Genomic DNA, 25,906 nt, shown 5'->3' on the forward strand with positions numbered 1-25,906 from the left:
TCATGCAGGAACTGAGCGGCGCACGCGGCGGACGAGTGCGCGCAGGAACTTGAAGCAAAGCCAGATCAGCACCGCCATGACGAGAAGCGCGAGCGCCAGCAACGGAAAGAAGATGAGCGGATGCGCCCAGGCCAGCCACAGCATGGTGGGCACGGCCACGTCGCCGATCAGCGACAGGGCTATGTTGGAGAAGGGCTCGGGCGACGTGTTCGCCGCCGCCCGCGTGCTGGCCTTGGCCGTGTGGGCCGTGGCCGCCAGGCCTCCGCCCAACAGGGCCGCCACGATACCCCAGGCCTGGCCCTGGTCGCCCGCCCAGCCGCCCACCAGCCCGGCCACCAGCGCCGCCCCGGCGGGGATGCGGATCAGCGTGTGCAGCGCATCCCAGGCGCTGTCGATCAGCGGGATCTTGTCGGCCAGGAACTCGACGACGGCCAGCACCGCGGCGCAGGCCATCACCAGCGGCGACGACAGGATCTGCAGCCCGGGCGGCAGCGCGATCCAGCCGAAATGCCCGGCCACGCCCACCAGCAGCACCGTCAGGTACAGCCGCAGGCCGCTGGCCCAGCCGAGTGCGGCGGCCAGGGCGATGAGCTGGACGGCGTCGAGCTTCATGGGTCAGCGGCCCGTTCGTCCCTGCACGAACAGCGTGATGCCGAACAGGGTTTCGATGATGGCGCCCGTGGCCGCGCCGAGCAAGGGGCCGAGGGGCTTCAGCTCGGGCGAGGGCGCGAACAGCAGCGCGCCCAGCAACAGGCCGGCTGCGGCGAGCGCGAGGCCGCAGGCCTGGTAGATGCGCAGGCCGTAGACCCTGGTGAACACGAGGTAGCGCAGGCCGATGACCAGCAGCATGGTCGGGAAGAACCATTCCAGCTTCTGCGTGGCCACGCCCAGCGCCAGCGCGCAGCCGGCCAGCAGGCCGAAGGTGCTGAACATCGCCAGCCGCCCCAGTGGGTTGGTCTTCTCGTGCATGCCGGCGCGGCCCGCGAGCTTGGCCAGCCCCATGCTCAGCGGGAAGATGAACATGCCGGCGATCAGCAGCGTCCAGACGGCCTGCTGCGGTTTTCCGAGTGCCGCCACGGCGGCCGCGACGCCCCAGGCCAGCGCCGAGCACAGCACGCCGAAGGCGCCGTGCCAGTAGGCCGCGCGCATGTCGGCCTGGGCCTGGGCGAGGTCGGGTGCGTCAGCGGCGAGGGTGGCTTGGTTCATGGTGTTGGCGTGTGGGTCCACGGTGCCGGGGTCTTGGACAGAAAGCTCAGCACGCCCGCGCGCCCTTCGGCGCTGGCGCGGATGTCGGCGATGCGGCGCGCGGTGTCGTCGCGCAGCTCGGGTGTGATCTCACGGCCGGCCACGTCCTTCACGAGCCGCTTGCAGGCACGCGCGGCGGCGGGGCCGTTGGCGCAGATAGCGGCCAGCAGCTCATCGACCTTGGCGTCCAGCGCGTCGGCCGCCACGACCTCGTGCACCAGGCCCAGCCGCTTCGCTTCATCGGCGGAGAAGCGCTCGGCTGTCACGAAGTAGCGCCGCGACGCCTGCTCGCCCAGCGCCTTGACGACGTAGGGGCCGATGGTGGCCGGCAGCAGCCCCAGCTTGGCCTCGCTCAGGCAGAAGCCCGCCGCATCCACCGCGACGACGACGTCCGCGCAGGCCACCAGACCCACGCCGCCGGCATACACATCGCCCTGCACGCGCGCGATGACCGGCACCGGGCAGCTGTAGAGGGCCCACAGCATGTCGGCCAGCTTGCTGGCGTCGGCGTGGTTCTCATCCCAGCTGTAGCCGGCCATGGCCTTCATCCAGTTCAGGTCGGCGCCGGCGCAGAAGGCCTTGCCCTCGGCGGCCAGCACGATGGCGCGTAGGTCCTCGCGCGCGCCCAGCGCGTTGAAGGTGCCGGTCAGCTCGGCGATCAGCGCCTCGTTGAACGCGTTGCGGACTTCCGGGCGGTTCAGCGTGACGCGGGCCACATGGCCTTCGACCGCGATGTTCAAGGTGTTCATGGCTGCTTGGTCAACGTCATCTTGAAGAAGGGCTGGCAGGACTCGCCGCGGCAGAAGAAGCCTTCCTCGGCCCACTGGCCGGCGGCGTTGCGCTGGATCTCGTAGCGGATCTGCTGGCCTTCGCCGGCGGGCATGGACCACAGCAGCTTGTCGCCCTCCACGCGGGCCTCGAAGTCGCCGCTGCGGCCGTTGGCCAGTTGTGCGACGAAGCGGTGCTTGCCGGTGCGCGGCTGGAAGCTCAGCAGGCCGGCGGCATCGTGCACCACGTCGCCCGGCGTGCCGTCCGGCTTGATCGCGTGGTGGCGACCCTGGATCAGCAGCGCCGTGCCGCCCGCGGCGACGATGACGCGCTCCCACGACAGGCTGCGCAGCTGGCCCTCGGGCCGGCGCATCGTCGATTCGCCCTTCCACTCGCCGGCCATCCAGGCCAGCGGCGCCATCGCGGCGGCCTGCTGCTTGTCGACCTCGTCGGCCAGCGCGGGGCCGGCCAGCGGCAGCAGCGTCAACGTCATCAGGACAGAGCGGCGCATCGTCGGTTCTCCTTGTTGATCAGTCGGCGGTCAGGGGCTTGAGCATCAGCACGCTGCGGTAGGTCTTGCCGGCCCATTGCACATCGCCCACCGGCGCGTAGCCGCGGCGGGCATAGCGGCGCTGCAGCGCGACGGCGGGCTCGGCCGTGTCCAGCGCGACATGGGTGTAGCCCTGGGCTGCAGCCCAGGTCTCGGCGGCGTCCATCAGCTGCTCGGCCAGGCCCAGGCCGCGCACGTCAGGGTGCACGGCCAGCTGGGCCAGGATGGCATGGCCGGGCTGCGTGTAGCAGTCGGGCACGGGGTCGCGCAGGTAGTTGCCGTCCGCCGGCTTGGGGCCGGAGATGGCCACGGTGCCCACCAGCCGACCCTCGCGCTCGGCCACCCAGGCCTGGCCGGCGGACACGCGCTCGCGCGTGACCTCCATGGATTGGTCCACGGCCGTGAAGTTCCAGCCCTGTGCGGCCAGGCTGGCGTAGGCGGCGTGCAGCAGCGCGGTGAGCGCGTCCAGGCTGTCAGCGGCAGTCAGAGGGCGGATGAGGATCATCTGGCGGGATCAGCTGTCGAGGTGGGGCCAGGCTTGCAGGCCCAGGTGTTCCACATAGGCGTCGTAGTCCCTGTCGCGGTGCAGCAGCGCGAAGCCGCGCTCGATGCAGAAGGTGGCGACCAGGCTGTCGATGCCGTTGCGAATCGTCAGGCCCAGGCGGCGCAGTCGCCGGTACTGGTCGGCGGCGCTGTGGGCCAGGTCGGCGCCACCCACGGTGTCGATCTGCAGCGCATTGAACAGCGAGCGGGCGACACGCAGGTCACCTTCGCTGCGAAAGCCGCGCAGCACCTCGAACACCACCAGGTCGGGCAGCACGAGGTGCGTCTGGCCTTCCTCCAGCAGGCGCTCCAGCGCCGCCGTGGCGCCGTTCTCCCGGCCGGTGAACAGGTCGATCCAGACGCCGCTGTCAACGACGACCATGGCGTGCCGCCTTCGCTGCGGGCTTGACGGCCGGCTTGGCCGGCGACTTGGGCGCGGGTGCTGCCCGGTAGGACGCCTCGGCTTCCGCGGCGCGGACGATGTTGGGCTGGCCATCCAGGCGCGGTTCGGCGTCGTCCCAGCCCCATTGCAGCTTGCCCTTCCACTTCAGGATCTCGCGGTAGGCGGCCTGGCGCTCCAACAGGGCCAGGCCGGCTTCCACGGCTTCTTTCTTGGTCTTGAAGGGGCCGGCGGCCATGGCGCGGGCCATCAGATCGTCATCAATGTCGATGTTGGTGCGCATGATGTGTATGAAGTGGATGCTTTGTGTGCATCATACGCCGCGAGGCCTTCGGTGCGGCGGTGGTTCGCCTGCCGGCCTACATGCGGAACACGCCGAACTTCGTGTCGGGAATCGGCGCGTTCAACGACGCGCTCAAGCCCAGCGCCAGCACGCGGCGCGTGTCGGCCGGGTCGATGACGCCGTCGTCCCACAGCCGGGCCGATGCGTAGTACGGGTGGCCCTGGTCCTCGTACTGCTGGCGCAGCGGGGCCTTGAAGGCTTCTTCTTCGTCGGCGCTCCACTGGCCGCCCTTGGCCTCGATGGCGTCGCGGCGGATCGTCGAGAGCACGCTGGCCGCCTGCTCGCCGCCCATCACCGAGATGCGCGCGTTGGGCCACATCCACAGGAAGCGTGGGCTGTAGGCGCGGCCGCACATGCCGTAGTTCCCGGCGCCGAACGAGCCGCCAATGATGACGGTGAACTTGGGCACCTGCGCGCAGGCCACGGCCGTCACCATCTTGGCGCCGGCGCGGGCAATGCCCTCGTTCTCGTACTTGCGGCCCACCATGAAGCCGGTGATGTTCTGCAGGAACACCAGCGGGATCTTGCGCTGGCAGCACAGCTCGATGAAGTGCGCACCCTTGTTGGCGCTCTCGGCGAACAGGATGCCGTTGTTGGCGACGATGCCCACCGGCATGCCCTCGATGTGCGCGAAGCCGCACACCAGCGTGGCGCCGTAGCGGGCCTTGAACTCGTCGAACTCGGAGCCGTCGACGATGCGGGCGATGACCTCGCGCACATCGAAGGGCTTGCGCGTGTCGGTGGGAATCACGCCGTGCAGCTCGGCCGGGTCGTGCGCCGGCGCCTGGGGTTGCTGCATGGCCAGCGGGCTGGCCTTGGTCCAGTTCAGCCGCGCGACCGAGTTGCGGGCGATGGCCAGTGCATGCGTGTCGTTGTTGGCCAGGTGGTCGGCCACGCCAGACAGGCGCGTGTGCACGTCGCCGCCGCCCAGGTCCTCGGCGGTCACGACTTCGCCGGTCGCGGCCTTCACCAGCGGCGGGCCGCCCAGGAAGATGGTGCCCTGGTTCTTGACGATGATGGTCTCGTCGCTCATCGCCGGCACATAGGCGCCGCCGGCCGTGCACGAGCCCATCACCACGGCGATCTGTGGGATGCCCTCGGCGCTGAGGTTGGCCTGGTTGAAGAAGATGCGGCCGAAGTGGTCGCGGTCGGGAAAGACCTCGTCTTGATTCGGCAGGTTGGCGCCGCCGCTGTCCACGAGATAGATGCAGGGCAGGCGGTTCTGCTGTGCGATCTCCTGCGCGCGCAGGTGCTTCTTGACGGTGATCGGGTAGTAGGTGCCGCCCTTCACGGTCGCGTCGTTGCAGACGATGACGCACTCCACGCCTGACACGCGGCCGATGCCGGCCACGACGCCGCCGCCCGGGGCCGCGTTGTCGTACAGGTTGAGCCCGGCCAGCGGCGCCAGCTCCAGGAATGGCGTGCCGGGGTCCAGCAGCATCTCGACGCGGTCGCGCGGCAGCAGCTTGCCGCGGGCCGTGTGCTTGGCGCGCGCGGCCTCGCCACCGCCTTCGGCGATCTTGGCGAGCTTGGCGTTCAGGTCGGCGATGAGGCCTTGCATCGCGTCGGCATTGGCCTTGAAGTCGGCCGAGCGCGGGTTGAGCTGGGTGGTCAGGACCGGCATGGAGTCTCCCGGCGAGCCCTGCTTAAGCAAGGCTCAACTTGATTGTGTGGCGGCCTCGTGAGCCGCGTAAGGGGCGCCAGAATAATCCAGCGTGCAAGTCGATGCAATGCCGACTTGAGTGATCCTCAGAAATTGCGCAGAATGCGCCTCCGATGACGACCGCCACCCCCACCGCGCAGCGCCGCTCCCCGGCCGGCCCCAAGGCCGAGCAGCGCGTGCGCGACATCCTGCGCGTGGGCCGCGAGGTGTTCGCCGAGCGCGGCTACGAGCGCGCCACGACGACCGAGATCGCGCAGCGCCTGGGCATCTCCGAGGCCACCGTCTTCACCTACTTCCGCGGCAAGCGCGAGCTGTGCGTGCGCGTCATTCAGGACTGGTACGACGAGATCATCGACGCCATCGAGGCGGGCCTGCCGCGCGACCAGCCCATACGCGCGCAGCTGGAGTTCGTCGTGCTGACGCATCTGCGGCTGTTCCTGATCCAGGGCACGGGCCTGTGCGCGCTGGTGCTGTCCGAAGGGCGCACCAAGGGCCAGGACCTGGGCGAGGGCTTCGTCGAACTGCAGCGCCGCTACACCGCACCGTTGATGGACCTGCTGGCGCGCGGCCAGCACGCCGGCGAGGTGCGGCAGGACATCCCGCTGCGGCTGCTGCGCTCGCTGGTGTTCGGGCCCATGGAGCACATGCTGTGGGAGGTGGTCATCACCGGTCGGCACATCGACGTGGAGGCCAGCAGCCGCGACCTGGTCGCGCTGCTGTGGCCCGCGCTGCAGGCACCCGACCGCGAGCTGCAGTCGCTGCGCCGGCTGCGCGCGCAGTTGCAGGACGCGCTAGCGGGTCAGTGACTGCACCAGCAGCGTCTCGCAAAGCTTGAACAGCAGCCAGGCCGCCATGGCCGCGATGCTGCTCAGCGCCAGCTCGGCGAACTGCCGCAACCCGCCGTCCCGCAGCGCCTGCACGCCGTGGTCGGACAGCAGCGTCCAGTTCGCGCCCACCACCCGCACCAGGTCCAGCGTCAGCAGGCCGAAGGCGACGAAGCTCAGCGTCATCAGTCCGAGACAGGCGATGCGGTGGCACCTCAGCCAGGCAATGCAGCCGTGAACAACAGCGGACATCGGGACCTCCTCGGGATCCCGGCATTCTGGACCGTCGCTAGGATCAGCCTGTATGGCGCGACGACCGCGCGCCAACGGGAGGCCGGGATGAGACTGACAAGGATCCTGATGACTGCCGTGCTGTGCCTGGCCGCCTTGGGCGCCCGGGCACAGACGGAGAGCGCCGACGCCGACTGGCGCTACCGCATCCAGACGGGCGACACGCTGATCACGCTGACCGACGCGTGGCTCGCGCCACCCAAGACCTGGCGCGACCTGCAAAAGCTCAACCGCGTGCCCGACCCGCTGCGCCTCAAGCCCGGTTCCACGCTGCGCATGCCGGTGGTCTGGCTGAAGCGCGAGGCCAGCGTGGCCGAGGCCGTGTTCGCACGCGGCCAGGTGACGCGCCAGCGCGGCACGGCCAGCGAGGCGCTGGCGGCCGGCGCGCAGTTGCACAGCGGCGACCGCATCAAGACCGGCGCGCAGTCCAGCGCGTCGCTGCGCTTCGCCGACGGCTCACGGCTGCTGATCCCGCCCGAGAGCGAGGTCGCGCTGGAGCAGCTGCTGGTGCTGGGCCGTGGCGCCATCCCGGCCGTGCGCCTGGGCGTGCAGCAGGGCGGTGCCGACAGCCGCGTGGCGCCCAACGCGCAGCGCGTACCGCTTTACGAGATCCGCACGCCGCATGTGAACCTGGGCGTGCGCGGCACCGAGTTCCGCGTGCAGACGGCCGGCGGCGCGACGCGCATGCAGGTGCTGTCCGGCGCCGTGCATGCCGACGGGTTGAAGGCCGACGTCGCCGCGGGCCAGGGCCTGCTGGCCGAAGGCAAGGCGCTGTCCGTCGCGCCGCTGCTGCCGGCGCCCGACCTCAGCGGCCTGGCGCCCGAGGCCGAGCGCCTGCCGCTGCGGCTGGCCTGGGTGGGTGGCCCGACGGGCGCGGCCACCTGGCGTGCCCAGCTCTATGCGCGCGGCGACTTCGACCGCCTGCTGCTGGATGCCCACGTGGGCGAGCCAGTGGCGATGTGGAACGAGGCCCGCGACCTGCCCGACGGCGACTACACGCTGCGCGTGCGCGCCATCGACGCGCGGGGCCAGGAGGGCGTGGCCGCCGATGCCGACATCCGGCTGAAGGCCCGACCCGAGCCGCCCTTCATCCAGCAGCCGGCCGAAGGGGCCGTCAGCTACAACGGCGCGATCGCGCTGGCCTGGACGCGCAACACCGCCGCGCCCGACGTGCGGCTGCAGATCGCCAAGGACGCCCAGTTCAAGGAGCTGGTGCTGCAACCGCCGCCGCTGTCGGCCGCCGGCTTCGACGCCAAGCTGCCCGATGGCGTCTACCACTGGCGCGTCGCGTCGGTGGAGGCGGGCGGCCGCGCCGGCCCGTTCGGCGACCCGCAGCGCTTCGAGATCCAGCCGCCGCCACCGGCGCCGCCGCCGGCGGAGCCCGACCTGGGCGGCGACCAGCTCAAGCTGCGCTGGCGCGCCGACGCTGGCGTCGTGCGCTACGAGCTGGAATGGGCCAAGGATGACAAGTTCGACGGCGCCGACGTGCAGCGCTTCAGCACTGACAAGGCCGAGGTCGCGATGCCCAAGCCGTCAGCCGGCAAGTACTACCTGCGCGCGCGCGGCTTCAACGCGGCCGGCGCGCCCGGGCCCTGGGGCCAGACGCAGATGATCGAGGTGCCCTATCCGCGCTGGATCTGGTTCCTGCCGCTGCTGCTGATACCTCTCCTTTGAAGCAGCACTGGCCCTGGCTCGCTCTGCCCGCAGCGCTGCTGCTGTGGGCGCTGCTGAGCGTGGCCGGCGTGCAGCCGCGCGTGGACCGGCTGCTGGGTGATCTGCTGGAGCAGGCCGCGGCGCCGCCCGCGGCCGCGCAGCCGGGCAGCATCATCGTGGACATCGACGACGCGTCGCTGCGGGCGCTGCGCCAGCCGCTGGGCGAGTGGCCGTATCCGCGCGAGGTCTTTGCGCTGATGCTGGACTACTTGCGCCAGGCCGGCGCCCGCCTCGTCGTCGTCGACATCGTGTTCGCCGGCTCGCGCGAGGGCGATGCGCGCTTCGCGCAGGCGCTGGCCGCCGGCCCGCCCGCCGTGCTGGCCGCCGCGGGCCTGGCGCCACGCCAGCGCGCCAGCGTGGAACTGGCGCCGGTCACGCCCGCCGAGGAGGCAGCGCTGCAGCGGGTGGGCGGTGCGCCTGCCGGCATTCCCTGGGCGGGGCTGACCCCGCCGGCCGACGCGCTGCTGGATGCCTTGCCCGGCCGCGGCAGCCTGGGGGTCATCTCGGTGGCGCTGGACGACGACGGCCTGCTGCGCGAGCTGCCGCTGCTGCACCGGGTGCAGGGCCGCGCGCTGCCCAGCCTGGCACTGGCCGCGCGGCTGCGCGCCGATGGCACGACCCAATGGCGGCTGGAGGGCGGCGAGCTGATCGCCGGCGCGCGCCGCTGGCCGGTGGACGAGCAGGCCCGCCTGCGATTGCGGCTGCCGCAGGATGGCGGCGACCTGCCGCGCCTGCCCTGGCAGCGGTTGATGCGCGCCGCGCTGGGCGAGGCCGACGACCCCGAGCTGCCGCGCCTGCTCGCCGGCCGCAGCGTGTTCGTCGGCAGCAGCGCCTTCTTTGCGGACGAGGTCATGACGCCGCAAGGCCGCTTGTCCGGCACGGCGTTGAACGCGGCCGTGTTCGAGGCGCTGGGCAGCGAGCCGCCGCCGCTGCTGCGCGAGCGCGGCGCGCCGGTGTGGGCGTTGACCGCGCTACTGCTGTTGTGCGGCGCGCTGCCGCTGCTGCTGCGCCACCAGGCGCTGGCGGCCGGCCTGGCGATGTTCGGCATCGCGCTGATGGCCTGGGGCGGCGTCGGTCTCGGGCTGCTGGCCACGCCCGCGCCGGCCTTGTACCTGCTGGGCCTGGCGCTGCTGCTGACGGCCGTGGCGCACGAGCGCGCGGCCCGCGAGCGCGAGCGCGAGCTGACCCGCCAGCGCGAGCTGGCCGAGGCGCGCAGCCGCGCCAAGACCGAGCTGCTGGCCCAGGTCAGCCACGAGATGCGCACGCCGATGAACGCGGTGCTGGGGGTCTCCGACATCCTGGCGCGCTCACCGCTGAAGCCCGAGCAGGCGCACTACGTGGAGGTGCTGGGCCATGCCGGCCGCCAGGTGTTCGCGCTCATCAACGACCTGCTGGACAACGCGCGCATTGAGAGCGGCCGGCTGGAGCTGGCCGCGCACCCGTTCAACCTGGTGGACCTGGTGGAACTGCAGCTGGAGCTGCTGCGCGAACGCGCGCAGAACCAGGGCCTGTGGCTGCGCGTGTTCGCGCGCACGGAGGCCACCGGCTGGGTGCTGGGCGACGCGCAGCGCGTCGGGCAGATCGTCACCAACCTGGTGGGCAACGCGATCAAGTTCACGAAGACGGGCGGCGTCACGGTGGAGCTGGCGCGCGGCGACGACGGCCGCGTGCATCTGAGCGTGCAGGACACCGGCATCGGCATCGCCCCGGAGCGGCTGGAGCGCATCTTCCAGCCCTTCGCGCAGGCCGATGCGTCCATCGCGCGCGAGTTCGGCGGTACGGGCCTGGGGCTGTCCATCACGCGCAGCCTCGCGAGACTGATGGGCGGCGATGTCAGCGTGCAGAGCCGGCCGGGCGAGGGCAGCCGCTTCGAGGTCGACCTCGTGCTGCCGGTCGCGCCGCCGCCGGCCGACGACGCGGCACTGGAGCGGCCCGAGCGCGTGGCGCCCGCGCGTGCGCTGCGGCTGCTGCTGGCGGAGGACAACGACGTCAACGTGCTGGTCATCGAGGGCATGCTGGCGCCGCTGGGCCACCACGTGACGCGCGCCCGCGATGGCGCCGAGGCGCTGGTGGCGCTGCGCAGCCAGGTCTTCGACCTCGTGCTGATGGACATGCTGATGCCGGTCGTGGACGGGCTGGCCGCCACGCGCCAGTGGCGCCTTGAAGAGGCGGCCCAGGGCCGGCCGCGCACGCCCATCGTCGCGCTGACGGCCAACGCCTTCGATGAGGACGCGCGCCAGTCGCTGCAGGCCGGCTGCGACGCCCACCTGACCAAGCCCATCAGCCTGGCCGCGCTGCTGCAGGCGCTGGCGCGCCACGCGCGCACGTGAACGAGGGCGGCTTGCGCCGCCTGTGCTGGAAGTCAGTCGCTGATTGAGGTGGCGCCTGTGCGCGACAGCCTGACTTCCCGCAGGGGTGGGTTGTCGTGGTGGCGCCGAAGACTGTCCGCTTCAAAGTCCTGAGGAGCGACCATGAAGCACTCTCTCCGTCCCCTGGCGCTGGCGCTGCTGAGCGCCGGTGTTGCCGGCGGCGCGGCGGCCCAGTCGGGCACACAGCTGGAACGCATCACCATCACCGGCTCGTCCATCAAGCGCGTCGAGTCCGAGACGGCGCTGCCGGTCAGTGTCATCACGCGCGACCAGATCGTGAAGTCCGGCGCCACCAACGTGGAAGACATCCTGCGCCGCATCGGCGCGAACTCGGCGCTGCAGTCCGACACCACGCAGGGCGCCGGCTACGCGCAGAGCTTTGCCAACCTGCGCGGTCTGGGGCCCAACTCCACGCTGGTGCTGCTGAACGGCCGGCGGCTGGCCAACTTCGCGTTCGCGTCCATAGGCGGCAATTCGTCGGTGGACCTGAACAGCATCCCGTTCGCGGCCATTGATCGCATCGAGGTGCTGCGCGACGGTGCGTCCGCCGTGTACGGCACCGACGCCGTGGGCGGCGTCATCAACTTCATCACGCGCAAGGACTACGACAAGGGCGAGCTGACGCTGAAGTACGGCGACACCGAGGAGCGCATCGGCGGCAAGGAGACCGGCGCGACCATCGCGTTCGGCATGGGCGGCCTGAAGACCGACGGCTTCAACCTGCTGCTGACGGCCAACGTGAAGAAGCAGACCAAGATCGCGTCCATAGCCCAGAAGTGGTACCTGCGCGGCCTGGAGGAAATTCCCGGCTCCGCCCCGCCCACGTCGGGCCGCTCCTTCCCCGGCCGGCTGGTGGACTTCGGCATCACGCCGGGCGCCTATGCCAACGCGGGCGCCAACTTCAGTGCCTGCGACCCGAACTTCAACACCATCCAGACGCTGACGGACACGACGCCCAACGGCACGCCCATCAAGCGTTGCCGCTTCATCTACCCGTCCACGCAGGAGAACCTGCCCGACACCAAGAAGGCCGACGCCTTCGGCCGGCTGACGCTGGACCTGGGCGGCGACTCGCAGCTCTTCTTTGAGGCCAGCTACGCGCGCAGCGAGGGCATAGGGCGCACGGCCGCCGTGCCCATCGACTCCACGGCGGGCCACGTGAAGGCCGACGGCACCTACCCGTCGTTCGCGCTGCCCATCAGCAGCAAATACTTCCCGCGCGACCTGCTGCTGAGCCTGGGCTACACGCCGGCGCAGTTCGACACGCTGGGCGGCGGCTTCACCGAGATCGCGATGCGCTCGGTGCCCGTGGGACTGCGCACCAACAACACGCTGAACGAGCAGACCCGGCTGGTGGCCGGCGTCAGCGGCGTGCGCGCCGGCTGGGACTACGACGCCGGCCTGACCCTGTCGCAGGCCAAGGGCTCGCTGGACTACTACAACTACCTGCACGAAGGCCGGTTCATCGCCGAGCTGGCCACCGGCGTCATCAACCCCTTCGGCCCGCAGGACGCCGCCGGCCTGGCCGCGCTGGAGCGCGCCCGCATGGAAGGCGCGATGCGCCGCTCCAAGAGCACGGTCTATGCGCTGGACGCCAAGGCCAGCCGCGAGCTGATGCCCATGGCCGGCGGCCCCATGATGCTGGCGCTGGGCCTGGACCTGCGCAAGGAGAAGGCCAACGACCGCCCGGTGAACAGCGACTACGAGCAGGGCCTGCACATCGGCGGCGAGGGCTCGGTGCCGGTCACGACCGCGTCGCGCAGCATCTACGCGGTGTTCGGCGAACTCTCCATGCCCTTCGCCAAGGGCTGGGAGGCCACCGTCAAGGCGCGCTATGACAAGTACAACGACTTCGGCGGCACCTTCAATCCTGGTCTGACGCTGCGCTTCCAGCCGTCGCGTCAGCTGCTGCTGCGCGCCAGCGCGGGCACGGGCTTCCGCGCGCCGACGCTGTGGGACGTCAACAGCCCCACGGCCTTCACCAACACCGCCAACTCGCTGGTGGACCCGCAATGCCCGCCCGGCCAGGCCAACGACCCGCGCTGCGAGACGCAGTTCAACGTGCGCCTGTCCAGCGACCCAAGCCTGAAGCCCGAGAAGTCGCGCCAGTTCGCCGTGGGCGCCGTGTTCGAGCCGGTGCGCGACCTGTCCATCGCGCTGGACTACTGGCACATCCAGAAGAAGGACCAGATCGGCGTCATCGGCGGCGACGCCATCATGGCCGACCCGACGCTCTACCAGCGCTACATCGCCCGCGTCAAACGGTTGGCCAGCGGTTTCATCAGCTATATCGAGACGCCGGTGGAGAACCTCGGCGAGCTCAAGACCAGCGGCATCGACCTGGACGTCAAGGCCAGCTGGCCGCTGGGCGGCATGGGCCGCCTGGGCGCCAGCTTCGCCGGCACCTACGTCAACAGCTGGAAGCAGCAGAACGGCAAGGGCACGCCGTTCGTGTCGTACGACGGCACGGCTGGCGACGGCGCCGGCGTGCAGCCCGTGCCGACCTGGCAGCACACGTTGGGGCTGGACTGGAACCTCGGCAGCTGGAACGTCACGCTGGAGAACGTGTTCGTGAAGGGCTGGACCGAATCCGCCGGCCTGGTGGAAGCCAATGTGGGCCTGCCCGTGGAGTACAAGGTCAAGGACAGCAGCCGCTGGAACCTGTCGGTGGGCTGGAAGCCCGTGCCGACGCTGGCGCTGCGCGTCGGCGCGCGCAACGTGTTCGACGAGGATCCGCCGTTCACGGCCGTGTCCAGCTACGGCTCGCACGTGACCGGCTATGCCGGCAGCTTTGTCGACCCGCGCGGTCGCTTCTGGTACCTGAACGCGAGCTGGCAGTTCAAATGAGCCGCCGGTCAGGGTCAGGCTCAAGGTAACAGGGGCTCCCTCGGGAGCCCTTTTTCATGGCGGCTGCGGTTATCGTGCGCGCACCCATGAACGCACCTCACCCGCCCCTGGACCCGACGCGAGACCTGGACGTCTCCTTCCTCGCCGGCGGCGGCGAATTGGGCGAGCGCATCCGCGCCTTCGACTGGGCCGCCACGCCGCTGGGGCCGCCGGCGGGCTGGCCGCGCAGCCTGAAGACGGTGGTGCGCATCATGCTGACCTCGCGCCAGCCGATCTGGGTGGGCTGGGGGCCGGCGCTGACCTACCTCTACAACGACCCCTACAAGTCCATCATCGGCGGCAAGCACCCCGAGGCGCTGGGCCAGCCCACGCAGATCGTCTGGCGCGAGATCTGGGACTACATGAAGCCGCTGCTGGACAGCGCCTGGAGCGGCGACGGCGTGTTCATCGAGAGCCAGCTACTCATCATGGAACGCCACGGCTACCGCGAGGAGACCTACTACACCTTCTCGTTCAGCCCCATTCCGGGAGACGACGGCCTGCCGGCCGGCATCCTGTGCACCAACTCCGACGAGACACAGCGCGTCATCAGCGAGCGCCAGCTGGCGCTGCTGCGCGAACTGGCCGCGCGTGCCGCCGATGCGCGCACCGTCGATGTCGCGGTGCGGCGCTGTGTCGAGGCGCTGGAGACCCATGCGCGCGACCTGCCGTTCGCGCTGGTGCTGCTGCGCAAGCCGGGCGCCAACACGTTCGCGCTGGCGGGCGCCACCGGCGAGACCGGGCCCTGGCTGGAGGCCGCCCGGGCCGCGTCGTGGCCCGCTGCCGAGGTGCTGGCATCGCAGCAGCCGCAGGTCGTCACGCTGCCCGACGGCGTCGCCTGGCCCAGCGGCGCCTGGGCCGAGCCACCGCGCCGCGCGCTGGTGCTGCCGATACGCCCGCCCGCCGACGCCGGCGTGGAGGGCGTGCTGGTGGCCGCCATCAACCCGCACCGCCTGCTGGATGCGCGCTACACCGACTTCCTGGGCCTGGTGGCGCAGCAGCTGTCGGCGGCGCTGGCCCATGCCGAGGCCTACGAGCAGCAGCACCGCAAGGCCGACGAGCTGGCGCGACTGGACCGCGCCAAGACGCGCTTCTTCTCCAACATCAGCCACGAGTTCCGCACGCCGCTGACGCTGATGCTGGGGCCGCTGCACGACGCACTGGCCCGGCCGGGCCTGCCGCATGCCGAGCGCGAGAGGCTGGCGCTGGTGGAGCGCAATGCGCTGCGGCTGTCCAAGCTGGTGAACGCGCTACTGGAGTTCTCGCGCATCGAGGCCGGCCGGGTCACATCCACCTTCCGGCCCACCGACCTGGCCGCGTTGACCGGTGAACTGGCCAGCAGCTTCCGCTCCGCGATGGAGCAGGCCGGGCTGGACTTCCGCGTTTGCTGCCCCACGCTGCCCCAGCCGGTCTATGTGGACCGCGACCACTGGGAACGCATCGTGCTGAACCTGCTGTCCAACGCGCTGAAGTACACGCTGCAGGGCCGCGTGTCGGTGCATGTGCGCGAGGAGCAGGGCATGGCGGTCGTGGACATCGAGGACACCGGCGCCGGCGTGGCCGAGCACGAGGTGCCGCGGCTGTTCGAGCGCTTCCATCGCATCGAGGGTGCGCAGGCCCGCACGCATGAAGGCAGCGGCATCGGCCTGGCGCTGGTGCAGGAGCTGATGCGGCTGCATCACGGCGACATCGCCGTCGACAGCCAGCTGGGCCGCGGCAGCCGCTTCAGCCTGCGCCTGCCGCTGGGCCATGCCCACCTGCCGCCGGAACAGGTGCGGCACGACCAGGACATCCGGCCGCATGCCAGCCTGGCGCCGTCCTATGTGCGCGAGGCCATGCGCTGGCTGCCCGACGCCGCGCCCGACGACGCCGCCGGCCCGGCCGGCCTGCAGGCCGACATCGGCGAGCGCTACCGCGCCACGCTGGGCGCGCGCATCGTCGTGGCCGACGACAACGCCGACATGCGGCAGTACCTGCGCAGCCTGCTGTCCCCCTTCTTCCGCGTGGAGGATGTGGCCGACGGGGAGCGGGCGCTGGCCGCGATACGCCGCGAGCGACCCGCGCTGCTGCTGTCCGACGTGATGATGCCGGGGCTGGACGGTTTCGAGCTGCTGGCCGCATTGCGTGCCGACCCGGCCACCAGCACGCTGCCCATCGTGCTGCTGTCGGCGCGTGCCGGCGAGGAGGCCCAGATCGAGGGCCTGGGGGCCGGCGCGGACGACTACCTCGTCAAGCCCTTCACCGCGCGTGAGCTGCTGGCCCGCGTGGCGGCGCTGATCGAGCTGGACCGGCTGCGCCGCGCCGGCGAGCAGCAGCTGCGGCTGTTCCTGGCCAATGCGCGCATGTACACCTGGAGCATCGACCTGCGCACGCGGCGGCTGACCATGTCCGACAACGCCGGCGATGTGCTGGGCGCGTCGGCCAATCACCTCGAGGGCGGTTTTGCGCTGGTGCATCCCGACGACGTGGACGGCATACGGCGCGCCATCGATGACGCGGCGAGCACGCGCGGCGGCTTCACGCAGGAGCTGCGCATCGTGCGGCCCGACAACGGCGACACACGCTGGCTGGAGGTGCGCGCGCAGGCGCTGCTGGACGAGGCCGGCGAGGCCATCGCGCTCAGCGGCATCTCCTTCGACGTGACCGAGCGCAAGCACATGGAAGCCGCGCTGCGCGAGACGGACCGGCGCAAGGATGAGTTCCTGGCCATGCTCGCGCACGAGCTGCGCAACCCGCTGGCGCCGATACGCAGCGCCGCCGAGCTGTTGCAGCGCGCGGCGCCGCTGGACGCCCAGCAGCGCCGTGCCGTCGACATCGTGGACCGCCAGGTGCAGCAGATGGCGCGCATGGTGGACGACCTGCTGGATGTGTCCCGCATCACGCATGGCCGCATCGAGCTGGAATGCGCGCCGGTGGACCTGGCCGGCGTCGTCGCGGCCGCGGTGGACGCGGCGTCACCCGCGATGACGGAGCGCCGCCACCGGCTGACCGTGTCCACGCAGGCCGGCCTGCATGTGCTGGGCGATGCGGCGCGGCTGCAGCAATGCGTCGTCAACCTGCTGTCCAACGCGGCCAAGTACACCGACGCGGGCGGCGAAATCCAGCTGAGCCTGCTGCGCGAGGGCGACTGGGCCGTCGTTCGCGTGGCCGACAGCGGCGTGGGCATCCCGCCCGAGATGCTGCCCAGCGTGTTCGACCTGTTCGTGCAGAGCACGCGCACGCTGGACCGCGCGCAGGGCGGGCTGGGCATTGGCCTGTCCATCGTCAAGCGGTTGGTGGAGATGCACGGCGGCCGCGCCGCGGCCAGCAGCGCGGGCGTGGGGGCGGGCGCGACCTTCGAGATTCGCCTGCCGCTGTCCACGCTGCCGCTGCCGGTCGCCGACACCCCGCCCGCAACGGCGCGCGACAGCCGCCGCGTGCTGGTCATCGACGACAACGAGGACGCCGCCGAGTCGCTGGCGATGATGCTGAGGCTGGACGGCCACGAGGTCTGCACCGGCTTCGGCGCCGACGACGCGCTGCGCCTGGCCGACGAATGGGTGCCCGACCTCGTGCTGCTGGACATCGGCCTGCCGGTGATGGACGGCTACGAGGTCGCGCGCCGGCTGCGCGCGCGACCGCAGGCGGCCACGCTGCGGCTGGTGGCGCTGACCGGCTATGGCCAGCCCGACGACCTGCGGCGCTCGGCCGAGGCGGGCTTCGACGGCCATCTGGTCAAGCCGGTGGACCTTGATGCATTGGCCCGCGTGATGCGGGGCTAGCGCCAGTGGCTCGCTAAAGCACCCGCGGCAGATCCCGCCGGACCGCGATGCGGTCGCCGAAGTCGAAATGCCACCACTCGGTGGTGATGCCCTGGAAGCCTGCCTCGCGCATGGCCGCGCGCAGCCAGCCACGCTCGACCAGATGCTCGGGCTTCAACGCGCCCAGCGCGAGGTGTTCGGCCTCGTGGTCGGGGTGGGAGGCCAGCGTCATCTCGTCGAAGCCGCTGCCCATGTCCACCTCGCGGTCTTGCGGGTCCAGCAGCGTCAGGTCCACGGCCATGCCGTAGCTGTGGATGGAGCCGCGCTCGGGGTTGGCGAGGTACATCGTCAGCGGCGTGCCCTGCAGTTCGTCCCACAGGCGCTGCTGCACGCGTTGCGGCCGCAGCGCGTCAAGCACCAGCAGGCGGTAGCCGGGGCGGCGCTGCGCCAGCCAGGCGGCGGCGGCTTCCAGCGCTTCGGCGGCCTCGCGGCGCAGCCAGTGGCAGTCGAAGCCCTCGTAGACGGAGTGGCCCACGAAGTTGTCGGCCGTGGCGTAGCGCAGGTCCACGGCGATGCCGTGTTGCAGCGAGTCCAGCCGCCGGAAGTCCGCGTGGCTGGCGATCTCTTCGATGGGGATCACGGGAGTCTTGCGAGGTGGGCCGATGCGGCCGCGGTGATGAACTTGACCAGGCGGCGCGAGGCCTGGCCCAGCGGCGCGTTGGCGGCGCTGAGCAGGTAGAGGTTGACGTTGACCGTGGGCGCCAGCGGCCGCACGCGCACCCTGCTGACGTCGGCGCTGGCAGCCGTGAACGGGTCCACCAGCGTCATGCCCACGCCGGCCTCCACCAGCGCGCGGGCGAGCTGGTAGGTCTGCACGGTGATGCGGCTTGCCAGTGGCTGGCCCAGCGCCTCGCCGGCGTGGTGCAGCAAGCCGGCCAGCGGGTCGTCGCTCTGCAGGCCGACGATCTCGGTGCGGATGTCGGCCAGGCCCAGCGGGCCATCGCTCTGTGCCTCCGGGCTGCCCAGCGGGCACAGCGCCACCATCGCGCCGCTGGCGATGACCTCGGCCTTGATGCCGGGATGGCGCGGGTCCTGCAGCGACAGGGCCAGGTCGGCCTCGCCCAGCAGCAGCGCCGACACGATTTCGCGCGTGTGGTGCGTGGCCAGCGAGCAGCTGGCGTTCGGGAAGGCCTTGCACCAGGGTGTCATCGCGGCGGGCACGATGGCGGTGGCCAGCGCCGGCGTGGCCACCAGCCGTACCTGCTCGGCCTCGCCGCTCTTCAGGTTGGCGGCCAGGCGGCGTATGCCCACCAGGTCGCGATTCAGCTTGTCGATCTCGACGAACAGCCGCTGCGCCTCGGGCGTGGGGTAGAGCTTGCCGCGCACGCGGTCGAACAGCGCCATGCCCAGCTGCAGCTCGCAGTGCTGCAGCACCTTGGTCACGGCGGGCTGCGAGATGTGCAGCAGCTGGGCGGCACCGCTGATGGTGCCGGCCTGCATGATGGCGTGGAAGACTTCGATGTGACGTAGACGCATGATGAACTCAAAGGCAACCACGTAGCCACAGAGGCACAGAGAAAAAGCAAATGAATTGCTCTGTGTCTCTGTGCCTCTGTGGTTGCATTTTCCGCAGCGTCACTTTCTGTAGACGCCCTCGAAGTCCACGCTGCCGTTCGGCGCCATCTTGAAGCCGACGACGTCCTTGCGGATGGGGATGTAGACGGTGGAGTGCGCCATCGTGATCCACGGCCGCTCGCGCTTGAAGATCTCCTGCGCCTTCTCGTACATCGCGTTGCGCTTGGCTTGGTCGGGCGTCGCGCGGGCCTCGTCGATGAGCTTCTCGAACTCGGCGTTGCAGAACTTGATGCCGCCCCGGCTGGTCGCGCAGCTGAGGTTGGGCGTCAGGAAGTCGTCGGCGTCACCGGTCTCGCCGCTCCAGCCGCTCATGTAGACGTTGTGCTCGCCGTTGTTGGCGCGCTTCAGGTACTCGCCCCACTCGTAGGTCTTGATGTTGGCCTTGACGCCGATCTTGGCCCAGTCCTGCTGGATGAGCTGCGCCATCAGCTGGCCGTTGGGGTTGGTGGGGCGCTGCACCGGCAGGGCCCACAGGTCGAGCTCGAAGCCGTTGGGGAAGCCGGCCTTGGCCAGCATGGCCTTGGCCTTGGCGGGGTCGAACTCGTTCTTCAGCTTCTTGTTGTAGCCGGGGATGGCGGGCGGAAAGGCGCTGACGGCCTGCATCGCGTCGCCGCGCGGGAACAGCGCCTTGAAGATGGCGCCGCGGTCGATGGCGATGTCCAGCGCCTCGCGTACCTCGCGCTTGTCGGTGGGCGCCTTCTTCAGGTTGAAGGCCAGGTAGGAGATGTTCAGCGCCTGGATCTTCTCGATGCTGACGTTGGCGTTGCCCGCCAGGCCGGCGATGTCCACGTCGCGCAGCGCGGCCGTCACATGGCATTCGCCGGCGGCGATCTTCTGCACGCGCACATTGGGCTCGCGGCTGATGCTGAACACCAGGTTGGTCGTCGGCTGCTTGCCGCCCCAGTAGTCGGGGTTGGCCGTCATGCGCAGCACGTCGTCCTTGGCATAGCTCTTGAACAGGAACGGGCCGGTGCCCACCGGCTGCACATTGATCTGGCTGGCCTTGCCGGCCTTCAGCAGCTGCGCCCCGTACTCGGCCGAATGGATGCCGGCCCAGGCGAACGCGAAGTTGGCGACGAAGGTCACGTTGGGCTGGTTCAGCCGGAAGCGCACCGTCAGGTCGTCCACCTTGTCGATGCCGGCGATGAGTTTGGGCAGGCCCAGGTTCTGCGGGTAGATGAAGTTGGCCGTGAAGGCCTTGTTGAACGGGTGGTTGGGGTCGATGAAGCGGCTGAACGTGAAGATCACGTCGTCGGCGTTCAGGTCGCGTGTGGGCTTGAACCACGGCGTGCTGTGGAACTTCACGCCGGGGCGCAGCTTGAAGGTGAAGCTCTTGGCGTCGGGCGAGATCTCCCAGCTGGTGGCCAGCTTGGGCGTCAGCTCGGTGGTGGGCCGCTTGAAGCCCAGCAGGCCGTCAAACATCTGCGAGCTGACCGTATTGGTGCTGGCGCTGTCCCACATGCCGGGGTCGAAGCCCTCGGGGCTGGCATCGGCACAGTAGATCAGCGGCTTGCCCTGGGCCTGGACGGCGGCGGGCAGCAGGGCGGCGGACAGGGCGAGCAGCGGAACGGCGAGCTTCATGACGGCGGGCAGGGTGTTCGGGCGACGGCAGATTGTTCGGAGCGCCCCGGCCGGCCGCAAGCGCGGCCAAGACCATGGGGCATAACAAAAGCTTATACCCAATGGAGGTTCACAATGGCCCGCATGTGGACCGGTTTCCAAACGCTCACCGTCCAGCGCGACGGTGTCACGCTGCATGCCCGCCAGGGCGGCCCCATTGACTCAGGCAGGCTGCCGCTGCTGCTGCTGCACGGACATCCGCAGACCATGGCCATGTGGCACCGCGTGGCGCCCGCGCTGGCGCAGGGCCGCCGTGTCGTGCTGATGGACTTGCGCGGCTACGGCGACAGCGACCGCCCGCCTGCCGGCGAGGCCAGCGCGGCCTACGCCAAGCGCGAGATGGCGCTGGACGCCGTGGCGCTGATGAAGTCGCTGGGCCATGACCGTTTCGCCGTGCTGGCCCACGACCGCGGCGCCCGCGTCGCGCACCGGCTGGCGCTGGACCACCCGCAGGCCGTCGCGCGGGCCATGCTGCTGGACATCGCGCCCACGCTGGCCATGTACGAGAACACCACCGAGGCCTTCGCGCGCGCCTACTGGCATTGGTTCTTCCTGATCCAGCCGGCACCGCTGCCCGAGCGCCTCATCACGGCCGATCCCATTGCCTACCTGCGCGACGGCATGGGCCGGCGCGGCGACTTCTTCGCGCCCGAGGCCTGGGCCGAGTACGAGCGCTGCGTCGTGAAGCCGGGCACCGCCGCGGCCGTCTGCGCGGACTACCGCGCCAGTGCCGGCATCGACCTGGCGCACGACCGCGCCGACCGCGACGCGGGCCGCCGCGTCAAACAGCCGCTGCGCGTGCTGTGGGGCGCCAAGGGTGTGGTCGGCAGCTGCTTCGAGCCGCTGAAGCTGTGGCAGGCGGCGGCCGAGAACGTGACGGGCCGGGCCGTGGACAGCGGGCACTACATCGCCGAGGAGGTGCCGGAGGTGGTGCTGGCCGAGGCAGCCGAGTTCTTTGGGGATCTGTGATGCAGAAGATTGCCGTCATCGCCGGCGACGGCATCGGCCAGGAGGTCATGCCCGAGGGCCTGCGCGTGCTGCGCGCCGTGGCCGAGCGCTTCGGGCTGCCGCTGCACTTCGACGAGTTCCACTTCGCCGACTGCCGCTACTACGAGCAGCACGGCGACATGATGCCGCCCGACTGGAAGGAGCAGATCGGCAGCCACGACGCCATCTTCTTCGGCGCCGTGGGCTGGCCGGCCATCGTGCCCGACCATGTGTCGCTGTGGGGCTCGCTGCTGAAGTTCCGCCGCGAGTTCGACCAGTACGTGAACCTGCGCCCCGCGCGGCTGCTGCCCGGCGTGCGCTCGCCGCTGGCCGGCCGGGCGCCCGGTGACATCGACATGTGGATCGTGCGCGAGAACACCGAGGGTGAGTACTCCAGCGTGGGCGGCCGCATGTACGCCGGCACCGAGCGCGAGATCGTGCTGCAGGAGACGGTCATGAGCCGCGTCGGCGTGGACCGCGTGCTGCGCTTCGCGTTCGAGCTGGCCGCGTCCCGCCCGCGCGCCAAGTTGACCTCGGCCACCAAGAGCAACGGCATCGCCATCACCATGCCCTACTGGGACGAACGCGTCGAGGTGATGGCCGCGCAGTACCCGGGCGTGGCGGTGGACAAGTTCCACATCGACATCCTGTGTGCCCACTTCGTGCAGCGGCCGCAGCACTTCGACGTGGTCGTCGCCAGCAACCTGTTCGGAGACATCCTGTCCGACCTGGGCCCGGCCTGCACCGGCACCATCGCCGTGGCGCCATCGGCCAACCTGAACCCCACGCGCGAATGGCCCAGCCTGTTCGAGCCGGTGCACGGCTCGGCGCCGGATATTGCCGGGAAAGGCATCGCCAACCCCATAGGCCAGATCTGGGCGGGGGCCATGATGCTGGACTTCCAGGGGCACCGCGCCGCTCACGATGCCGTCATGGCCGCCATTGAGCAGGTGCTGGCCGACCCCGCCGCGCCCAAGACACCGGACCTGGGCGGCAGGGCCTCATGCGCCCAGCTGGGTGAGGCCATTGCCAAGGCTGCGAAAATGACGGCATGAAGTCCATCGCCTACACCCGCGCCCAGGCCTTGCCGGCCATCCTCCAGAACCGCATCGCCGTGCTCGACGGTGCGATGGGCACGATGATCCAGCGCTACAAGCTGGGCGAGACCGACTACCGCGGCGAGCGCTTCAAGGACCATCACAAGGACCTCAAGGGCAACAACGAGCTGCTGCTGTTCACGCGGCCCGACGTGATCCGCGAGATCCATGAGCAATACCTGGCCGCTGGCGCCGACCTCATCGAGACCAACACCTTCGGCGCCACGTCCGTCGCGCAGGAAGACTACGACCTGCGCGAACTGGCCTACGAGATGAACGTCGTCGCCGCGCAGATCGCGCGCGCCGCCTGCGACAAGTATTCGACGCCCGACAAGCCGCGCTTCGTTGCCGGCGCGCTGGGCCCCACGCCGCGCACCGCGTCCATCAGCCCGGACGTGAACGACCCCGGCGCGCGCAACATCGACTTCGACACGCTGCGCGACGCCTACTACGAGCAGGCCAAGGGCCTGCTGGAGGGCGGCTCGGACGTCTTCCTCATCGAAACCATCTTCGACACGCTGAACGCCAAGGCCGCGATCTTCGCGGTGGACCAGCTGATGGAAGACACCGGCGAACGCCTGCCTGTCATCATCTCCGGCACAGTGACCGACGCGTCCGGCCGCATCCTGTCGGGCCAGACCGTGACCGCCTTCTGGCACTCGGTGCGCCACGCGCGGCCCATCGCCATCGGCCTGAACTGCGCGTTGGGTGCCACGCTGATGCGGCCCTACATCGAGGAGCTGGCCAAGGTTGCGGGCGATGTGGCGGTCAGCTGCTACCCCAACGCCGGCCTGCCCAACCCGATGAGCGACACCGGCTTCGACGAGACGCCCGACGTGACCGCCCGCCTGGTGGGCGAGTTCGCGCATGCCGGCTTCCTGAACATCGCCGGTGGCTGTTGCGGCACGACGCCCGACCACATCGCGGCCATCGCCAAGGCCGTGTCGGCCTACAAGCCGCGTGTGCATGGGGACAAGTTCTTCAGTGAGATGCTGAGCGCGGCTTGAGGTCGGCCAAGTAAGTCGCGCCCACGCTGCTCCTGCGGTGTGCAAGCGCCCCGTCACTGCACCGATTCGTGACGGACGCGCGGACTATTGGCGACGCTCGCCTGAAGCGGTGCATAACGAACTGGTTTGGATTGCACCGCTGGTTCGCACTTCGCGCGCGCGGCCTCGCGTAGCGCGGGTGGAGCCTCAGATGTCAGGAGTGCGATGGAGTTGAATTGAGGCATGGGGGCGAGGCCGCTCCGAGTGTCGAGCCACGCTTTGAGTCGTCCGATGTGTACCGCCTCGCCGGGCTTCAATGAGAAAGGCAGAGAAAAGGCTTCATGCTTCCTCGGCCCGAAGTCTGTGCCACCCCCGAAGTACGTGTGAAGAATGAGGTTGAAGAACTCGTAGTCTCCCGGCACGAATGGAATGCAGAAGTGATATCCCTTCTCGTGGCGATCTCTATCGACAAAGTCGTACTTTGTGTCTGGCCTTGATTTGATAGCCCCCTCAAAGGGTTCGGTGACTGACTTGTAGTTCATGCCCATGACCTCAAGTCGCTGAGCGCAATCGTCACCGCGAGGCTGGCAACTGACCACATATGTCCCAAGAAGGTATGCACGCTGATCTGCTGGGACTGACTCAATACGCTCTCTTTGCTGAGAAACGCCGGTGGCGCACCCGGTAAGGGCAACAAGGAGCGGAAGGAGTTTGAGTGGGTTGGTCATAGCAGTGAAGCAGTTTGATCTTGGCGGCGTGGTGTCTTGATCTTTGCAATTCGAGCCGCACCCTCTGGATGTATGCGGGTATTGCGCGAGTATGGCGTTCCATGCGGAAGGAAAGGGCGCCGTGGCGGGTCGCAGGCATTGGCGCTAACCCTTGATTTGCACACCCCTCAGGGGCAGAGCGGGTCGCCCGCAAACGGTCAGCGAACGTACAGGGGCGTCGAGCGGCCGCGCGCGAGCTGAGCAGTTCGACATTCGGCGTCCATCGTGTTGACAAATGAATTCAAACGAATACATTCGTTTTCGTTGGAATTCATTGGAAGGCGGTGTCGCATGGCGACGCAGACCATCACGATGGAGCCGCTGTCGGCTCGCATCCCCAGCGACCTCTACCTGTGGCTGGCGCAGCTGCAGGTGGAGGGCGCCACGACCAACAGCGACAAGCTGCGGGTGCTGCTTTCGCAGCTGAAGCGCCAGCATGACGGCGCGTTCGACTATGTGGCAGCCCACGGCTGGGCGCGCGAGCTGACGCACCGGCTGCGCGAGGCGCTGGTGCGCATCGAGGGCACCGAAGGGCGGCATTCCGAAGTGCTGGGGTCGCTGGTGGAGCAGGTGACCACGCTGATGGCGCTGGTCATCAGCCACGCGCCGGCCACCGCCGACGACGCCGCGAAACTGGAAGACGCGCTGGTGCGCCGCGCCGCGCTGCTGGGCGAGTCGCTGCTGCGGCAGGCCACGACGGCCTCCGCCCATGCATTTGATCCCGAGGTGGTAAAGCGCCACCTGACCGCCACCGTCGAGCTGGCCTCGACCTTGAAAGGAGCGTGACATGAGCGATTCCCTGAAGGCCCGCGTCGGGCGCGTCATCGCCGGCGGCATGCATGCGCTGCTGGACAAGATCGAGGACCTGAATCCGCAGGCCGCGATGGAGCAGGCCATCCGCGAGGCCAGCGCGGTCGTGGACGAGGTGCGCCATGAGCTGGGCACGGTCAGCGCCAACCGCCACCTGGCGCAACAACAGCACGCCCGGCTGAACCGCAGCCACGAGGCGTTGAGCGACCAGATCGCGCAGGCGCTCGGCAGCGGACGCGAGGACCTCGCCCGTGCCGCCGTCGCGCGGCAGCTGGACATCGAGGCGCAGATCCCGGTGCTGGAGACCACGCTGGCCGACCTGGCCCGCCAGGAGCAGGAGCTGCAGGGCTTCACCGCGGCGCTGCTGGCCAAGCAGCGCGAGATGCAGGAGGCGCTGGCGGCGTTCCGCAACAGCCGCGCGGCGGCCTCGTCGGCGGCGCAGCCGGTGGGGCAGTCCGCCGTCGACCAGCGCCTGGCCCAGGTGGTGGATGCGTTCGACAGGATCCACCAGCGCCAGACCGGCCTGAACGGCACGCAACCCGGCGACCTGAAGCAGGAGGCGCAGCTGCGCGAACTGGACGAGCTGGTGCGCGATCACAAGATCGCCGAACGCATGGCGCGGCTGAAGGCCGGAGAACTCTGAGAATGCGCCCCGTGCTCACTGGGAGG

At 70.0% G+C, this 25,906-nt stretch carries 23 protein-coding genes; 10 read left to right on the forward strand and 13 right to left on the reverse strand.

Annotated elements, in window-relative coordinates; all coding sequences use genetic code 11:
• From J2X21_RS08925 to J2X21_RS08960, 8 genes are all read right to left on the reverse strand, one after another.
• Positions 1-612 (reverse strand): DUF4126 domain-containing protein, encoded by a 612-nt coding sequence (locus J2X21_RS08925; RefSeq protein WP_310327473.1) that lies wholly within the window; start codon positions 610-612, stop codon positions 1-3.
• 3 nt (positions 613-615) lie between these two features.
• Positions 616-1,206, reverse strand: a complete 591-nt coding sequence (locus tag J2X21_RS08930; protein ID WP_310327476.1) for a DUF7010 family protein — start codon at positions 1,204-1,206, stop codon at positions 616-618.
• Positions 1,203-1,994 (reverse strand): enoyl-CoA hydratase/isomerase family protein, encoded by a 792-nt coding sequence (locus J2X21_RS08935; protein WP_310327479.1) that lies wholly within the window; start codon positions 1,992-1,994, stop codon positions 1,203-1,205. The genes J2X21_RS08930 and J2X21_RS08935 overlap by 4 nt, the downstream gene beginning before the upstream one ends.
• On the reverse strand, positions 1,991-2,524 hold the full coding sequence (locus J2X21_RS08940) for a hypothetical protein (protein ID WP_310327481.1): 534 nt from the start codon (positions 2,522-2,524) through the stop codon (positions 1,991-1,993). Before J2X21_RS08940 ends, J2X21_RS08935 begins: the two co-directional genes overlap by 4 nt.
• A gap of 19 nt (positions 2,525-2,543) precedes the next feature.
• Complete coding sequence (locus J2X21_RS08945; protein ID WP_310327483.1) at positions 2,544-3,068, reverse strand: GNAT family N-acetyltransferase; 525 nt, start codon at positions 3,066-3,068, stop codon at positions 2,544-2,546.
• 9 nt (positions 3,069-3,077) lie between these two features.
• Positions 3,078-3,488, reverse strand: coding sequence for a type II toxin-antitoxin system VapC family toxin (gene vapC, locus J2X21_RS08950; RefSeq protein ID WP_310327485.1), 411 nt, complete (start codon positions 3,486-3,488; stop codon positions 3,078-3,080).
• The gene (locus J2X21_RS08955; RefSeq protein WP_310327486.1) at positions 3,475-3,789 is read right to left on the reverse strand and encodes a type II toxin-antitoxin system VapB family antitoxin; all 315 of its coding nucleotides are present in this window, start codon (positions 3,787-3,789) and stop codon (positions 3,475-3,477) included. The genes vapC and J2X21_RS08955 overlap by 14 nt, the downstream gene beginning before the upstream one ends.
• Positions 3,790-3,865: 76 nt before the next feature.
• Complete coding sequence (locus J2X21_RS08960) at positions 3,866-5,473, reverse strand: carboxyl transferase domain-containing protein (RefSeq protein ID WP_310327489.1); 1,608 nt, start codon at positions 5,471-5,473, stop codon at positions 3,866-3,868.
• Positions 5,474-5,625: 152 nt separating this feature from the next.
• Between J2X21_RS08960 and J2X21_RS08965 the strand changes: the two genes are divergently transcribed.
• Positions 5,626-6,318 (forward strand): TetR/AcrR family transcriptional regulator, encoded by a 693-nt coding sequence (locus J2X21_RS08965; protein WP_310327492.1) that lies wholly within the window; start codon positions 5,626-5,628, stop codon positions 6,316-6,318.
• Here J2X21_RS08965 and J2X21_RS08970 read toward each other — a convergent pair.
• Positions 6,304-6,588, reverse strand: a complete 285-nt coding sequence (locus tag J2X21_RS08970) for a hypothetical protein (RefSeq protein WP_310327494.1) — start codon at positions 6,586-6,588, stop codon at positions 6,304-6,306. The genes J2X21_RS08965 and J2X21_RS08970 overlap by 15 nt on opposite strands.
• Before the next feature lie 108 nt (positions 6,589-6,696).
• Between J2X21_RS08970 and J2X21_RS08975 the strand changes: the two genes are divergently transcribed.
• The 4 genes from J2X21_RS08975 (at position 6,697) to J2X21_RS08990 (ending at position 17,356) form a co-directional block, all read left to right on the forward strand.
• Complete coding sequence (locus tag J2X21_RS08975; protein WP_310327496.1) at positions 6,697-8,301, forward strand: FecR family protein; 1,605 nt, start codon at positions 6,697-6,699, stop codon at positions 8,299-8,301.
• The gene (locus J2X21_RS08980) at positions 8,298-10,670 is read left to right on the forward strand and encodes a hybrid sensor histidine kinase/response regulator (RefSeq protein ID WP_310327498.1); all 2,373 of its coding nucleotides are present in this window, start codon (positions 8,298-8,300) and stop codon (positions 10,668-10,670) included. Before J2X21_RS08975 ends, J2X21_RS08980 begins: the two co-directional genes overlap by 4 nt.
• A 141-nt stretch (positions 10,671-10,811) precedes the next feature.
• On the forward strand, positions 10,812-13,556 hold the full coding sequence (locus J2X21_RS08985) for a TonB-dependent receptor plug domain-containing protein (protein ID WP_310327500.1): 2,745 nt from the start codon (positions 10,812-10,814) through the stop codon (positions 13,554-13,556).
• 86 nt (positions 13,557-13,642) lie between these two features.
• Positions 13,643-17,356, forward strand: a complete 3,714-nt coding sequence (locus tag J2X21_RS08990) for an ATP-binding protein (RefSeq protein ID WP_310327502.1) — start codon at positions 13,643-13,645, stop codon at positions 17,354-17,356.
• A gap of 13 nt (positions 17,357-17,369) precedes the next feature.
• On the opposite strand, the gene J2X21_RS08995 is transcribed toward J2X21_RS08990, so the two are convergent.
• From J2X21_RS08995 to J2X21_RS09005, 3 genes are all read right to left on the reverse strand, one after another.
• Positions 17,370-17,975 carry a M15 family metallopeptidase gene (locus J2X21_RS08995; protein ID WP_310327504.1) on the reverse strand — a complete coding sequence of 202 codons (606 nt, stop codon included), beginning with the start codon at positions 17,973-17,975 and terminating at the stop codon, positions 17,370-17,372.
• A complete protein-coding gene (locus J2X21_RS09000; RefSeq protein WP_310327507.1) occupies positions 17,972-18,871 on the reverse strand; it encodes a LysR family transcriptional regulator in 900 nt (299 codons plus the stop codon). The genes J2X21_RS08995 and J2X21_RS09000 overlap by 4 nt, the downstream gene beginning before the upstream one ends.
• 99 nt (positions 18,872-18,970) lie before the next feature.
• On the reverse strand, positions 18,971-20,551 hold the full coding sequence (locus J2X21_RS09005) for an ABC transporter substrate-binding protein (protein ID WP_310327509.1): 1,581 nt from the start codon (positions 20,549-20,551) through the stop codon (positions 18,971-18,973).
• Positions 20,552-20,665: 114 nt separating this feature from the next.
• Between J2X21_RS09005 and J2X21_RS09010 the strand changes: the two genes are divergently transcribed.
• The 3 genes from J2X21_RS09010 to J2X21_RS09020 are packed head-to-tail and all read left to right on the forward strand — an operon-like array spanning position 20,666 to position 23,681.
• Positions 20,666-21,559, forward strand: coding sequence for an alpha/beta fold hydrolase (locus J2X21_RS09010; RefSeq protein ID WP_310327513.1), 894 nt, complete (start codon positions 20,666-20,668; stop codon positions 21,557-21,559).
• A complete protein-coding gene (locus tag J2X21_RS09015; RefSeq protein ID WP_310327516.1) occupies positions 21,559-22,632 on the forward strand; it encodes a tartrate dehydrogenase in 1,074 nt (357 codons plus the stop codon). Before J2X21_RS09010 ends, J2X21_RS09015 begins: the two co-directional genes overlap by 1 nt.
• On the forward strand, positions 22,629-23,681 hold the full coding sequence (locus J2X21_RS09020) for a homocysteine S-methyltransferase family protein (protein WP_310327519.1): 1,053 nt from the start codon (positions 22,629-22,631) through the stop codon (positions 23,679-23,681). The genes J2X21_RS09015 and J2X21_RS09020 overlap by 4 nt, the downstream gene beginning before the upstream one ends.
• A 53-nt stretch (positions 23,682-23,734) precedes the next feature.
• On the opposite strand, the gene J2X21_RS09025 is transcribed toward J2X21_RS09020, so the two are convergent.
• On the reverse strand, positions 23,735-24,202 hold the full coding sequence (locus J2X21_RS09025; RefSeq protein WP_310327521.1) for a hypothetical protein: 468 nt from the start codon (positions 24,200-24,202) through the stop codon (positions 23,735-23,737).
• A 516-nt stretch (positions 24,203-24,718) separates the two neighbouring features.
• Between J2X21_RS09025 and J2X21_RS09030 the strand changes: the two genes are divergently transcribed.
• Both J2X21_RS09030 and J2X21_RS09035 read left to right on the forward strand, forming a co-directional pair.
• Positions 24,719-25,213: a hypothetical protein gene (locus J2X21_RS09030; RefSeq protein WP_310327523.1), complete on the forward strand. Its 495-nt coding sequence runs from the start codon at positions 24,719-24,721 to the stop codon at positions 25,211-25,213.
• A 1-nt stretch (position 25,214) separates the two neighbouring features.
• Positions 25,215-25,880, forward strand: coding sequence for a PspA/IM30 family protein (locus tag J2X21_RS09035; protein WP_310327526.1), 666 nt, complete (start codon positions 25,215-25,217; stop codon positions 25,878-25,880).
• Positions 25,881-25,906: the final 26 nt, after the last annotated feature.

It is taken from the genome of Roseateles asaccharophilus, from assembly GCF_031458115.1.
Classification (GTDB): Bacteria; Pseudomonadota; Gammaproteobacteria; order Burkholderiales; family Burkholderiaceae_C; genus Pelomonas; species Pelomonas asaccharophilus_A.